12 protein-coding genes are annotated in these 12,441 nt (G+C 76.6%); 4 read left to right on the top strand and 8 right to left on the bottom strand.

Annotated features, from left to right (window positions below; all coding sequences use genetic code 11):
• Nucleotides 1-4 precede the first annotated feature (4 nt).
• From WME83_RS12600 to WME83_RS12565, 8 genes are all read right to left on the bottom strand, one after another.
• The gene (locus tag WME83_RS12600; protein WP_437319523.1) at nucleotides 5-568 is read right to left on the bottom strand and encodes a hypothetical protein; all 564 of its coding nucleotides are present in this window, start codon (nucleotides 566-568) and stop codon (nucleotides 5-7) included.
• Nucleotides 569-709: 141 nt separating this feature from the next.
• Nucleotides 710-1,828, bottom strand: coding sequence for a hypothetical protein (locus WME83_RS12595; RefSeq protein ID WP_437319522.1), 1,119 nt, complete (start codon nucleotides 1,826-1,828; stop codon nucleotides 710-712).
• 123 nt (nucleotides 1,829-1,951) lie between these two features.
• Nucleotides 1,952-2,326, bottom strand: coding sequence for a response regulator (locus WME83_RS12590; protein ID WP_061628100.1), 375 nt, complete (start codon nucleotides 2,324-2,326; stop codon nucleotides 1,952-1,954).
• Between the two features lie 185 nt (nucleotides 2,327-2,511).
• On the bottom strand, nucleotides 2,512-3,876 hold the full coding sequence (locus WME83_RS12585; RefSeq protein ID WP_437319521.1) for an ATP-binding protein: 1,365 nt from the start codon (nucleotides 3,874-3,876) through the stop codon (nucleotides 2,512-2,514).
• Nucleotides 3,876-4,562 (bottom strand): response regulator, encoded by a 687-nt coding sequence (locus WME83_RS12580; RefSeq protein WP_437319520.1) that lies wholly within the window; start codon nucleotides 4,560-4,562, stop codon nucleotides 3,876-3,878. Before WME83_RS12580 ends, WME83_RS12585 begins: the two co-directional genes overlap by 1 nt.
• Nucleotides 4,563-4,620: 58 nt before the next feature.
• Nucleotides 4,621-4,851: a hypothetical protein gene (locus WME83_RS12575; protein ID WP_437319519.1), complete on the bottom strand. Its 231-nt coding sequence runs from the start codon at nucleotides 4,849-4,851 to the stop codon at nucleotides 4,621-4,623.
• A gap of 17 nt (nucleotides 4,852-4,868) precedes the next feature.
• Nucleotides 4,869-5,417, bottom strand: coding sequence for a Spy/CpxP family protein refolding chaperone (locus tag WME83_RS12570; RefSeq protein ID WP_437319518.1), 549 nt, complete (start codon nucleotides 5,415-5,417; stop codon nucleotides 4,869-4,871).
• 404 nt (nucleotides 5,418-5,821) lie between these two features.
• Nucleotides 5,822-7,483, bottom strand: a complete 1,662-nt coding sequence (locus WME83_RS12565; protein WP_437319517.1) for a hypothetical protein — start codon at nucleotides 7,481-7,483, stop codon at nucleotides 5,822-5,824.
• Nucleotides 7,484-7,925: 442 nt separating this feature from the next.
• Between WME83_RS12565 and WME83_RS12560 the strand changes: the two genes are divergently transcribed.
• The 4 genes from WME83_RS12560 to WME83_RS12545 all read left to right on the top strand — a co-directional run bounded on the left by WME83_RS12560 (nucleotide 7,926) and on the right by WME83_RS12545 (nucleotide 12,350).
• Nucleotides 7,926-8,513, top strand: a complete 588-nt coding sequence (locus tag WME83_RS12560) for a hypothetical protein (protein ID WP_437319516.1) — start codon at nucleotides 7,926-7,928, stop codon at nucleotides 8,511-8,513.
• Complete coding sequence (locus WME83_RS12555; RefSeq protein ID WP_437319515.1) at nucleotides 8,510-10,084, top strand: GMC family oxidoreductase N-terminal domain-containing protein; 1,575 nt, start codon at nucleotides 8,510-8,512, stop codon at nucleotides 10,082-10,084. Before WME83_RS12560 ends, WME83_RS12555 begins: the two co-directional genes overlap by 4 nt.
• A gap of 65 nt (nucleotides 10,085-10,149) precedes the next feature.
• A complete protein-coding gene (gene ltaE, locus WME83_RS12550; protein ID WP_437319514.1) occupies nucleotides 10,150-11,241 on the top strand; it encodes a low-specificity L-threonine aldolase in 1,092 nt (363 codons plus the stop codon).
• A complete protein-coding gene (locus tag WME83_RS12545; RefSeq protein ID WP_437319513.1) occupies nucleotides 11,238-12,350 on the top strand; it encodes a tetratricopeptide repeat protein in 1,113 nt (370 codons plus the stop codon). Before ltaE ends, WME83_RS12545 begins: the two co-directional genes overlap by 4 nt.
• The last annotated feature ends 91 nt before the right edge of the window (nucleotides 12,351-12,441 follow it).

The following is a 12,441-nucleotide window of genomic DNA, read 5'->3' as shown; positions in this document are numbered from 1 at the left end:
GTCGCTACGCCGTCGGCATCTCGCCGCGGTCGAGGCTCACCACCACGAACGCGCCGTAGTTCAGCACCGTGAGCGAGTCCTCGTCGAGGATGAGCACGCGGACGCACTGGGGCGGGGAGGGAGCGAGCAGGTCGGCGTAGGGGTCGAACGGCGCCTCGTCCGTGGGCGGCAGCGCGGCGTGCAGGAACGCGTGGAGCCGCGCCCGATGGCCGAGGATGACGCTGGCGGCCGGCGGCTCCGCGCCGCCGGCCGCGCCGCTGCGGAAGAACAGCCGGCGCGCCGCCGGGGACACGACCAGGATCGCCGCGTCGGTCACCTCGAGCTCGCTGCACGTGCACAGCTGCTCCACGCGATCGCTCACGGCGTCCTCCACCGTCTGGAACAGCCGCAGCCGCCGCCGCTGTCCCTCGGTGATCCCCGGCTCCTCGAGGTAGGCCTCGAGGCTGCACCCGTGCATGTTCCGCCCGCCCTCGTAGCTCATGCCGCCCGTCGTGGCGCAGTCTGCTCGCCCGCCTTTGCCAGCCGGGTCGGACAGCCGCCACGCCTCCCCGCATGGGCGTTCATGCACGGGATTAGCCAACGCCCCCTGCGCGCCGCGCCGCTCCGGGGCGCGGCGCGGTCGCCATGCTCTCCAGGTCCGGCGCAGCGGCGCGCACGCGCGCCCTCGCCCGCGCGGCGGGCGGCGACTCCGCGCCCGCGCGGCGGGCGGCTACTGCGCTGCGGGGGGCGCGATCTTCGCCGTGAGCTCGACCTGAGCGACGCTGCGCTGGGCGCCTTGCTGGCCGCTGGCGCCGGGGGGCACGAGCAGCGCCTGGAGCCGCTGCGAGGTGTCGGCCGTGCCGGGCACGTAGCTCGACGGCGACCAGGTGAGCGTGCCCTTGCCGGAGGAGTCGAGCCGGTCGATGGTCAGCGTGACGTCGCCGTTCGGGCCCGGCAGCTTGAGGTCGGCGCCCTCCGCGTACTGGCGCGTGTCCACGCTGAACGAGACGACATCCCCCTCCACCTTCTCGATCTTGAAGACCCGGTAGCGCAGCACCGGCAGCTGCGCGCCCGACACCACGGCGCGGTCGGTGACCATCCAGTAGGCCCCCGCGCCGACGGGCTTGTCCGGCAGCGGCGGCGTGAGGAGCGCGATCGCCTCCCCGAGGGCGGCGAGCAGCGGCTGGAGCCCGGGGTCGGCGTCCTTGGCCAGCTCGGGCTTCTGGTTGCCGACCACGTTCGCCGGCGAGAGATCGTAGCGCAGGGCGCTCCCCTTCAGCTTCGCCAGCGCGTCGGCGAGCTCCTTCGGCGGGCCGCCGATGGACATGGACGCGAGCGTCGCCGACGTGACCTTCGCGGTCACCTTCGTCGGCGCCGCGGGCGCGGGCGCGCCCTCCTTGGGCGTGTCCGCCGGCTTGTCGGCCTTGATGCTCAGGCCGAGCTCGAGGTTCGGCAATCCCTGCGGCCCGCCCATGCGCAGCCCGAGCGTCATGGCGACCTTCTGCTCGGATTTCGGATCGACCTTCGGGGCGAGCTGGGCGCGCGGCTCGCTGCCGGCGTCGATGACCTCGATCTTGTAGGGCGCGTCCTTCGCGAGCGCGGCGGCCGCCGCCTGCGGCGAGAACACGCCGTTCTCCGGCGGACCGTCCTTCGCGCCGCCCGGCGCCGGCCGGGCCTCGGGGCCGCCCGACGCCGCCGCCGCGAGCTCCGCGCCGAGCTTGCCGCCGACGACCGGGAGCGCCGGGCCGGCGTCGAGCGCGCCCGCGTCGGCGGCGGACTGCGCCTTGCTCTTGTCCCCGTCGCAGCCCGCGAGCCCCGAGAGGGCGACCGCCGCGAGCATCGAAGCCATAACCCCGCGCCACCGAGTGTGCATGACGGCGGGGTGTAGCCAAAACCCGCGCCGCGTTCCAGCGCGCTCTTGCGCCGGCCTGGGGAGCCGCGGATCCCGACGGCGGTCAGGCCCGCCGCGCGGTCAGGCCCGCCGCGCGGCCTTGAGCCCGCCGATGAGCTCCAGGAGCTCGAGGGGCCGGAACGGCTTCGCGTAGTAGGCGGTCGCGCCGAGCGCCTCGGCGCGGGCGCGCGCCTCGCGGTCGTCGAGGGCGCTGATCACGACGATCGGCAGGCTGGCCGTGGCCGGGTCCGCGCGGAGACGCGCGCAGACCTCGAAGCCGTCCATGCTGCCGGGGAGCATCAGATCGAGCAGGAGGACATCGAAGGGCTCGGTCAAGGCGCGCTCCACCGCCTCGGGGCCGGTGCCGACGCCGATGACCTCATGGCCGCTCGCGCCGACCAGCGCCTCGATCATGCGCCGGATCGCGTCCTGATCTTCACAGAGGAGGATACGCATGGTCGCGAGCTCACGGAGCCTCGCACCGGCGCCGTCGCGCGGTCAAGCGGGAACGCGCCAGCCCGGTCCGCTCGCGGCCGGGCCGGTCGCCTCGGTCGCCTCGGGCCGCCGCCCCCCGGCGCCCGCTGCGCGTCCGGCCCCACGCCGCGCGGCCGCCATGCCTTCCGGGATTCCGGGAACGAACGCTAGGCGCGGCGAGGGCGATCCCGGAGGCGCGCTGCGCTCGCCGGCGGGCGCAGCGCGAGCTCGATGCCCACGCGCGCCCCGCCGCCCTCGCGGCGCTCGGCGAACGCGCGACCCCCGTGCGCCTCGGCGATGCGCTTGCACAGCGCGAGGCCCAGGCCGAGCGAGCCACGCTCGGCGCCGCTCTCCCCGCCCTGCGACCGCTCCCGCCGGAAGAACGGCTCGAAGATGCGCGTCTCCTCCCCGTCCGCGAACCCGGGCCCGCGATCCTCGACCTCGAAGACGACGCGGCTCGGACCGCCGGGGCGGACGCGCAGCCGCTCGGCCCCGCCCGCGTGCGCGCGCGCGTTCTCGAGCAGGTTGGCGAGCGCGCGCGCCAGCAGCGTCGCGTCCGCCTCGAACGCCGGCGTCCCCTCGGCGACCTCCAGCAGCGTCGGGTCGAGCCCGGCGCGCTCCAGCGCGCGGATCGCGGCCTCGGCCGGGTCGAGGCGCGTCAGGGTGAGCGCCGCGAAGTCGATGCGCGAGCTCGCCAGGAGATCGCCGACGAGCGCGTCGATCTCCATGACCTCGCGATCGAGGTCGTCGAGCACGGGCGCGCTCGGCCCGCCGTCCCCGCGGGCGATCTCGGTGAGCAGGCGGATCCGGGCGAGCGGCGTGCGGAGCTCGTGCGACACGGCGGCGAGGAGCTCTCGCTGGTCGGCGACCTGGCGCTCGATGCGCGCGGCCATGTCGTTGACCGCCTCGGCGACCACGCCGACCTCGCCGTGGCCGTGGCGGTCGAGCCGGACCCGGCTCGACAGCTTGCCGGCGCCGATCTCGTGGACGACATGGGCCAGATCGACGAGCGGGCGCGCGAGGCGGCGCGAGATGAGGCCCGAGGCCGCCCACAGGACGGCGGCCACGGCGAACAGCGGCAGGGCGAGGCGGAGCGACGCGCCGGACCGGCCGCGCCCGGGGCAGAGGAGCACGGTGCCGAGCGAGCCGCCGTCGCCGGGGACCGGCGCGATCAGGGGCTGCACCCGGCAGGGCTGGCCGTACCGCGCGAGCGGCCGCCCCTTCGCGTCGAGGAGCTCCAGGTCGGTGTTGAACTCCTCCGCGATCACGCGGGCGAGGGCGTCGCGGGCCACGGGGTCGCCCCAGACCCGCTGGAACTGGTAGCCCACGAAGGACTGGGCGCGGGCGTGCTCGTGCCGCCAGCCGGAGTTGCCGACGCGGTCGATGGCGCCGACCGTCGCGATCGCCGCGAACGCGGTGATCAGGATCGTCGCGCCGAACCACATGAAGATCCGGCGGTGCAGCCGGGCGCTGAGGAAGCGGTTGATCGAGACCTTCCGCCCGTTCTCGAACAGCCACGAGCGGCAGCGCATCACGCGCGGTCCTTTGCGAGCACGTAGCCGACGCCGCGCACGGTCTTGATGAGCTTCGGCGACCTCGGGTCGTCGGCGAGCTTCTGCCGCAGGTGCGAGATGTGCACGTCGACGGTCCGCCCGCCGACGTTGACGTCGCCGCGGCCGGCCTCCTCGAGGAGCGCCTCGCGGGCGACGACGCGGCCGGCGCGCCGCGCGAGGGCGACGAGGATGTCGAACTCGATGCCGGTGAGCTCCGTGGGCTTGCCCGCGACGGTGACCACGCGGCCGGGCACGTCGATGGCGATGTCGCCGGCCACGATCCGCTCGCCGGCGGCGTCGGGCGTGGCGCGCCGGAGCACGGCGCGGAGGCGCGCGAGCAGCTCGCGCGGGCTGAACGGCTTGGCGATGTAGTCGTCGGCGCCGATCTCGAGGCCGACCACGCGATCGGCCTCGTCGCCGCGGGCGGTGAGCATGAGGATCGGCATCGAGCTCTTCTGCCGGATGCGGCGCACGACCTCGATGCCGTCCATGCCGGGCATCATCACGTCGAGCAGGACGGCGTCGAAGGTGCCCGCGGCGAGCGCCGCGAGGCCCCGCGCGCCGTCGCACGCGACCGTGACCGTGAAGCCGTTCTGCTCGAGGTAGCTCGCGAGCAGGGCGTGGAGCCTGGAGTCGTCGTCGATGAGCAGGAGCCGCAGCGCCATGGAGGGACCCGAAGGGAAGGGGCGGCAGCGCGCGGCGGCCGCCTCTCTCGTGTATAGCTCAGCGGCCGGAGGCGGTGTCGTCCTCCGGCGCCGCGGGGCGCGAGGGCGCGGCGGTCCGCCACGAGGAGCGCTCGGCCTCCCGCGCGGCGTCCACGCAGAGGGAGGCGACGTGGCGCTGGAAGGCGTCGCGGCGGGCCTCGGCCCGGCAGCGCAGCGCCGAGAAGCCGGAGGCGTAACCGAAGACGGTGCCGAGGACGAGCAGCGTGATCGTGATCTGGCGTCGCATCATGGTCTTCGTCGCCTCCTTCACGCCCACTCGCCGTGCGTCCTGTAGGGATCGGCGCGGTGGCCGCGCCACCCGGCCCTGCCGGACCACAGATCGCGGAACGCGGCCGGCCCGATCTCGATGAGGTCCGCGAGCTGATCGCGCTGGCGGTCCTCGAGCACGGCGTGGACCTTGCCGAGCGCGCCGACCGCGGCCTTGCGCATCGACTCGATGGCGGTGTCGTGCCGCGCGAAGAGCTCACCGAGGCGCGTCTCGTCGAAGCTCGGGCTCCGCATGGCGGCCGCGACGTCCGCGCGCGTGCTGCGGATCTCGCTCCGGTGCGCGTCCGCGGCGGCGCGGAGCTCGTCGACGGCCGCGACGATGGCCTTCTCCTGCGACGGCGTGGTGCCGAGCCGGTCGAAGAGGAACGACAGGAAGAAGCGACGGCGGAAGCCGAATCCGCCGAAGCCGCGCCGGCCGAAGGGGCGCGGCCCCGCGCCCCAGTGCCCGCCGCAATCGTACCGGCCGGCGCGCTTCAGGGTCATGATCAGGCCGATCAGGCAGGCCGTTCCAACGATGAATCCCAACATGATGAGCACCCTCCGTGAGCGTCTCCGCTGTCGATCCGTGCACGGGGTATGTCCGCGCGGCGTCCGGCTCGTCCGGACGCGCGCGGCCCCGGTCGCAGAGACCGAGCCGCACGCGCGCGGCCCCGGGCTGCGAGGCCGGAGCCGCAGACGCGCGGCCCCGAGCCACGACGAAGCTGCGCAGGGCGTGTGAAGGATGTGCAGGCGCGCTCGTGAAGAAAGATGAAGGCGGCCGCGCGCGGCGGGGCGATCTGTGTCGGGCGATACGGTGCGGCGCGCGGCGGTGAGATGGCGCGCTGCGGTGAGGCGGCGCGCTGCGGTGAGGCCGCGCGGCGGTGGGGCGGCGCGCCGCGCGGCGGTGAGGCGTCGCAGCGCGCTGCGGGGCGGCGTCGCGCCCTCGGGCGGCCCTACCTCGCCGGCTCCACCTCGCCGAGGTCGTCCAGGTCGTCCACCTCGACCTTGGCCTTCTCGTCGCTCGAGACCGCCCACGGATTGGTGCGCTCGCTGTCGGGTGCCGCGCCGTCGCCCTCGTCGGCGTCCTCCGCTTCGAGATCGTCGAGCGACTCGACCCCGGCCGGCGAGGCGCTCGGCGCGGGCGGCGTCGACGCGCGCGGCGCGGGAGGCGCGGGCGGCGTCGACGCGCGCGGCGCAGGCGGCGTCGACGCGCGCGGCGCAGGTGGCGCGGGCGGCGTCGACGCGCGCGCCGACGAGACGCCGGGGTCGCTCGGGAGCCTGCTGCGCGGCGGCTCGGCCACCTGCGACGAGACGGACGCCGCGGCGCCGCCGGCCGACGGCGGCCGCGTCACGACCGCGCTCGGCGGCGTGATGCCCCCGGCGGGCCTCGAGCCGGCAGTAGCGCCGGCCGGCGGGCTGCTCACCGAGGGCGGGAGCCCTGCCGGCGGCGAGCTCGCCGCCCCGGAGGAAGCCCCGCCCGGAGCGGCGGCCGCGGTGGGCTTGCCGGGATCCGGCGCGCCGCCGGACGACACCGAGGCAGGCGCCGCCGGCGAAGAGGCGGGCGCGTTGCCGGACGACGCAGGGGCGGACGCCGCGGGCGCCGAACCGGACGCGCCTGCCGGCGACACCGGCGCGGCCGCCGCCGGCTTCGACGCGGGCGCTCCGCCGGGCGAGGCCGGCGCGGACGCCGCCGGGGTCGACGCCGGAGCGCCGGCGGCCGGCGCGGACGGCGCGGGCGCGCCGCCGGGCGGCGCAGCGGCCGGCGCGCCGCTGCGGACCGACGACACCTCGGCCGGCGCCGCCTTCGGCGCGTCCGCCTTCGGCGCGGCGGCGCGCGCCGCGTCGAAGCGCATCGCCTTCTGCGCGAGCTGCACCACGGGGAGGATCTCGCGCGGCGGGATGTTCGCGGCGATCACGTCCGGCCCGGCGATCGCGAGCTCGCCGTCGGCGTGGAACGGCACGCCCGGGCGCTCGCGCTCCTGCTTGAGCCGCGCGTTGTCGATGGCGACGCGGACCTCGAGCGGGATCCGGGTCTGCCACAGCCGGCCGTCGATCGCCGTGCGCACGTCCCATGGCGTGAGGATCGGCGTCCTGCCGATGCCCTCGAACGGGCTCCGGTCCGCGAGCAGCGCCTTGAGCAGCCAGGCGACGATCTCCTGGTGCTGCGGCGTGTCCTGATCCCACGGCATCGACTCGCGGAAGAACTGCCAGTAGCCGCCGGCCGGGCCGTACACGGCGAGATCGCGCGGATCGAACGCGGCCTCGAACGCGCGCGGGGTGATGTCGCCCTCGTCGATGACGGAGTCGATGAGCGCGCCCTGGAAGTCCGGCGTCTTGCGGCGCGCGGCCCGCGGCGACAGGCCCGTGAGGGAGGTCGTGATCTGCTGGCGAACGTCGCTCCGCTCGCGGAACCAGCTCATCCGCTCGACCGCGCCGAACCGCTCGCGCAGCTTGACCGGCGTCCACCACGGCAGATCGAGCTCGCGCAGCCGCGCGATCAGCTCCGCCACGAGCTGCAGCGCAGGCTCGCTCGCGAGGTGCACGCGCGCTTCTCTCCTCAGCGTCTCGTCGTCCTTGCTATCGGGATCCCGGTGCTGCAGCGATCGCTCCGCCATCGTTCCTCCGTGTTCCCCCGGCCGCTCCGCTGAATACCAGAACCGGATCCGCGCCGGCAGCCCGCGCGCGCGGCGGTGGCGCGCGCAAGCCCGGCGGGAACCGAGCCTCGACGCGCGCGCGGCGCGCATCCCGCGGACCGCCAGGATGTCGTTCTGCAACGACGCGCGAACGCGGGGCGGCGGCGCGCCGATCGAGCGCGGCCCGCGGCGCGCCACCGCGGTGCGTCGTGTCGGCGTCGAGGCGAAGCGCCGGGGCCGAGGAGAGAGCGCCGGGCGCCTCGCCGCGCTCGGCCGGCCTCGACGAGCCGCGCGGCGGGCCGCGGCCGACCTGCGAAGGCGCCCCCTCCGCGTGGCCGCGGCCAGCGCCCGGGATCACCCGGCCGCGGTGCGCGCCGCCTTGGATCTCGGCGCCGGGTCGATCCGGGCTTAGGCTCTCGCGGCCATGCAGGAGAACGCGGGAGAGGTGGCGCGCGAGCGCGCCGCGCGAGGGCTCGATCGGCTGGACCGCCCCGGGCGCGGGCTCTCGCCCTGGGCGCGCCGCGTCGCGTGGTCCGCCGCGGAGGCGATGCTCTGCGACGAGGACGAGCGGGGCGAGCTCGCCCCGCCGGGCGCCGAGGTGTGCGAGCGCGCGGTCGCGGCGCTGGACCTCTCGCTCGGGCAGGCCAGCCCCGAGACCCGGCGCGGGTTCACGTTGCTGGCCGCCTGCCTCGAGCTCCTGCCGCCCTTCGTGATCGGCGCCTTCAGCCGGATGAGCCGGCTCCCGCTGGGCCGGCGGCTCGCCTACCTCGAGGCGCTGGAGTCGAGCCGCTCCGGGCTCCTCGCGATGCTGCTCGTCGCCTTCAAGGTGCCGATGTGCATCCCCGCCTTCGAGGAGGGCGCGGAGCTCGCGCTGACGGGCCTCGATCGCGAGAGCACCGCGGCGCGGCGCCGCCTGCCCGCGCTCCGCTCGGCCGCGGGCGCTCCGGGCGCGCCCCGCGCCGACGCCGGCGAGGCTCCGCGCGCGGCGCCCGCCGCCCGGGGCGACGCGTGAGCGGCGCCATCGCGTCGGGCGAGCCGATCGTCCGCGGGCGCGATCTGCCGGCGGGGTTCGACGAGGCGTGCGACGTCGCCGTGGTCGGCTCGGGCGCCGGCGGCGCGGTCGTGGCGGCGCTGCTCGCCGAGGCGGGGCGCCGCGTGATCGTGCTCGAGGAGGGCCCCTACTACCGCCCCGACGACTACCAGCGCTGGAAGCCCAGCGAGTCGCTGCGGCGGCTGTTCCGCGAGGGCGGCATGGTCACGGCGTTCGGCGTGGGCGAGACGCCGATCATCTCCCTCACGCTCGGGCGCGCGGTCGGCGGCTCGTCGGTGGTGACCGGCGGGGTCTGCTTCCGCATCCCGGGCAGCGTCCACGCGCGGTGGGTGCGCGACCTCGGCCTCGACGAGCTCTCGGAGCGGGCGCTCGAGGCGGCGTACGAGAGCGTCGAGGAGCGGCTCCACGTCCGCGAGGTGCCGGAGGCGATGCGCTCCGCGTCGACGGCGCGGTTCGTCGAGGGGGCGCGGCGGCTCGGCATCCCGATGCGCCCGCTCCGCCGCAACACCGGCGACGCGTGCGAGGGGAACGGCCGGTGCAACTTCACCTGCCCCGCCGGGGCGAAGCGCTCGGTCGACGTCGCCTACCTGCCGTCGGCGACGGCGCGCGGCGCGCGCGTCGTCGCCGACGCGCTGGTCGAGCGGATCACCGTGAAGCGCGGGCGCGCCGCCGGCGTCGAGGGGACCCTGCTCGGCGGCGAGCCCGGCGCCCCGCCGCGCCGCTTCCGCGTGCGCGCCAAGGTCGTGGTCGCCGCGTGCGGCACGCTGCACACGCCGCTGCTCCTCCGCACCGCGGGCGCGTTCAAGGCGAGCGGCGCGCTCGGCAACGACGTGACGCTGCACCCCGCGGTGCGCGTGGTCGCGCGGTTCGACGACGCGCTGAACGGCTGGGACGGCGCGCTCCAGAGCGTCTACTCCGACCACTTCGACGCCGAGGGGATCAAGCTCGTCGGCGTCTACTCGGCGGTGAACGTGCTCGCGGCCGGCCTCCCCGGCGTCGGGCCCGCGCTGCGGCGGCGGGTCCGCGCGCTGCCGCGCTGCGCGGTCTTCGGCGCCATGATCCACGACGAGGGCGGCGGCCGCGTGCGCCCCGGCCCCGGCCGCGAGCCGCTCGTCTCGTACGCGATGGCGCCGCGGGATCTCGCGCGGCTGCGCCGCTCGATCACCCTCCTCAGCGAGATGGCGATCGCCGCCGGCGCGCGCGAGGTCTACACCGCGATGATCGGCGCCCCGCCGATCACGTCGATGGACGCCGCGCTCGCGGCCGAGCGCGCGCCCGTCGACGCGCGCCGCATCGAGTGCATGGCGTTCCACCCGCTCGGGAGCGCGCGCGTCGCCAACGATCCGCGGCGCGGGATCGTCGATCAGAGCGGCGAGTGCTTCGAGCTGCCGGGGCTCTTCGTGGCCGACGGCTCCATCCTCCCCACGAGCATCGGCGTGAACTCGCAGGTGCCGATCATGGCGATGGCGACGCGCATCGCGTGGCGGATGGCCGAGCGGTTCCCGCGGCTCGCGGCGGAGGGCCCCGCGTAAGGGCGAGGGGGCGCGGTGCTAGCATGTCGGCCGGTCCGACGGCCGAGGTTTTCAGGAGGCAAGCGATGATCGATCTCCGCTCCGACACGGTGACCCGACCGACCGCGGCCATGCGCGCGGCGATGGCGGCGGCCGAGGTCGGCGACGACGTGTACCGGGAGGACCCCACCGTGCGCAGGCTCGAGGAGCGCGCCGCGGAGCTCACGGGCAAGGAGGCCGCGCTGTTCGTGCCCAGCGGGACGATGGGCAACCAGATCGCGCTGCTCTGCCACACGCAGCGCGGCGACGAGGTGATCGCGGGCGAGGGCGCGCACTGCGCGTTTTACGAGAGCGGCGCCGGGGCCGCGTGGAGCGGCGTGCAGTTCGCCTTCGCAGGGCGCGGCGGCCTGTTCACGGCGGCGGACGTCGAGGACGCGATCAAGCCGCCGCAGTACACCCTGCCGCGCACGCGCGTCGTCGCGATCGAGAACACCCACAACCGCGCCGGCGGGCGCGTCTTCCCGCAGGACGATGTCCTCGCCATCGCGAAGGTCGCGCGCGCGCACGGCCTCGCGCTCCACCTCGACGGCGCGCGCCTCTGGAACGCGGCGGTCGCCTCGGGCCGCACGGTCGCCGAGCTCGCGGCGCCGTTCGACACGGTGAGCGTCTGCTTCTCGAAGGGGCTCGGCGCCCCGGTCGGCTCCGCGCTGTGCGGCGGCGCCGACGCGATCCGCGCCGCGCTGCGCTTCCGGAAGATGCTCGGCGGCGGCATGCGGCAGGCGGGCGTGCTCGCCGCCGCCGCCCTGTACGCGCTCGCGCACCACCAGGGCCGCATCGCCGAGGACCACGAGACCGCGCGCGCCATCGCGCGGGCGATGCGCGACGCCGCGCGCGGCGCCGCCCGGTCGGGCGCGACGTCGCCGCCCGCGACGATCGAGGAGCCCGAGACGAACATCCTCTACGTCGACACGCCCGGGGTCCCGGCCGAGCGGCTCGTCGACGCCGCGCGGCGGCGCGGCGTGCTCGTCGGGGCGACCGGCAAGAGCACCATCCGTGCCGTGACCCACCTCGACGTCGCGCCCGAGCAGGTCGCGCCCGCGGCGAGCGCCCTCGCCGAGGCGCTCGCCGAGGTGCTCTCGGCGCCGCGCGATCGCGGCCACGAGGGCGCGCGCGCATGAGCCGCCGCGCCGCCGCCTCGGCGCTCGCCCTCGCGATCGCCGCGCTGCTCGGCCCCGCGTGCGCGCCGGCGCGCGGCGACGCCTACGTCGCCGCGATGGCCGCCGGCGAGCGCGCCTACCACGCGGGGCGCTACCGCGAGGCGGCCCGCTCGTTCGACGGCGCCGCGTCGCGCGCGCTGCGCGTGAAGGACCGCGATGAGGCGCGCCTCCTGCAAGCGCGCTCCTTCGAGCGCGCCGAGGCCTGGGCCGAGGCGCGCGCGTCGTACGAGCGGCTGCTCGCCGACTCGCCGCGCGGGCCGCGCTCGGCGCGCGCGGAGTTCGAGCTCGCCGATCTCGCGATCGAGCACCGCGACGCCGACGCGGGCTACGCGATGCTCCTCGCGGCGACGCGACGGAACCCGTCGCACGGGCTCGCGCGCAACGCGCTGAAGCGGCTCCTCCGGCGCGAGGAGGAGCGCGCCGGCGTGGGCGGCGCGCTCGCGTGGCTGCGGCAGCACGGCCCGGCGTTCCGCGGGACGGAGCTCGATCAGGACGTCGCCTACCACACGGGGCTGCTCCTCGAGCGGAGCGGCGATCGCGAGGGCGCGCTGCGCACGCTCGTCGCCGCGGCGCGCGCGCACCCGTACCCCGTCGGCAGCCTGACCGACGACGCGCTGTTCCGCGCGGCGGAGCTCGCCGCCGCCCTCGGGCGCCCCGAGGAGGCCATCGGCTACCTGAGGGAGCTGCTCGCGCCGCGCGAGTCCGCCGCGACCGGCAGCTACGACCGCGGGCGGTTCGACGACGCGCAGCTGGAGATCGCGCGGCTCTACCGCGACGCGCTCGGCGATCGCGCGGCCGCGCGCCGCGAGCTGCGCAAGCTCTACACGAACCACCCCGCGTCCATCCTGCGCGACGACGCGCTCTGGGCCGAGGCGAAGCTGTGGCGCGAGGACGGCCGGACCCAGGAGGCGTGCGCGACCGCGGCGCTCATCACCCGGGAGCTCCCCGAGTCGCGCTACGCGCGCTGCGCGCACGCGATCTGCCCGTCGCTCCCGGCGCCGCAGCGCCCGTGCGCGGACTACATCGTGCGCGAGCTCGACGGCGGAAAGGACAGCGAAAAGGACCGCTGACGCGGGGCGCCGCACGGCGCATCGCCGTGGCGGCGGCCGGCCGTGTCGGCGGCCGGTCGTGGCGACGGACCGCCCTCTCGGCGGACCGCCC

This window comes from Sorangium sp. So ce385 (genome assembly GCF_051474135.1).
GTDB lineage: Bacteria > Myxococcota_A > Polyangia > Polyangiales > Polyangiaceae > Sorangium > Sorangium cellulosum_D.
Note: the sequence above shows the minus strand (reverse complement) of the source record. Positions and strands in the feature narration are given on the sequence as shown.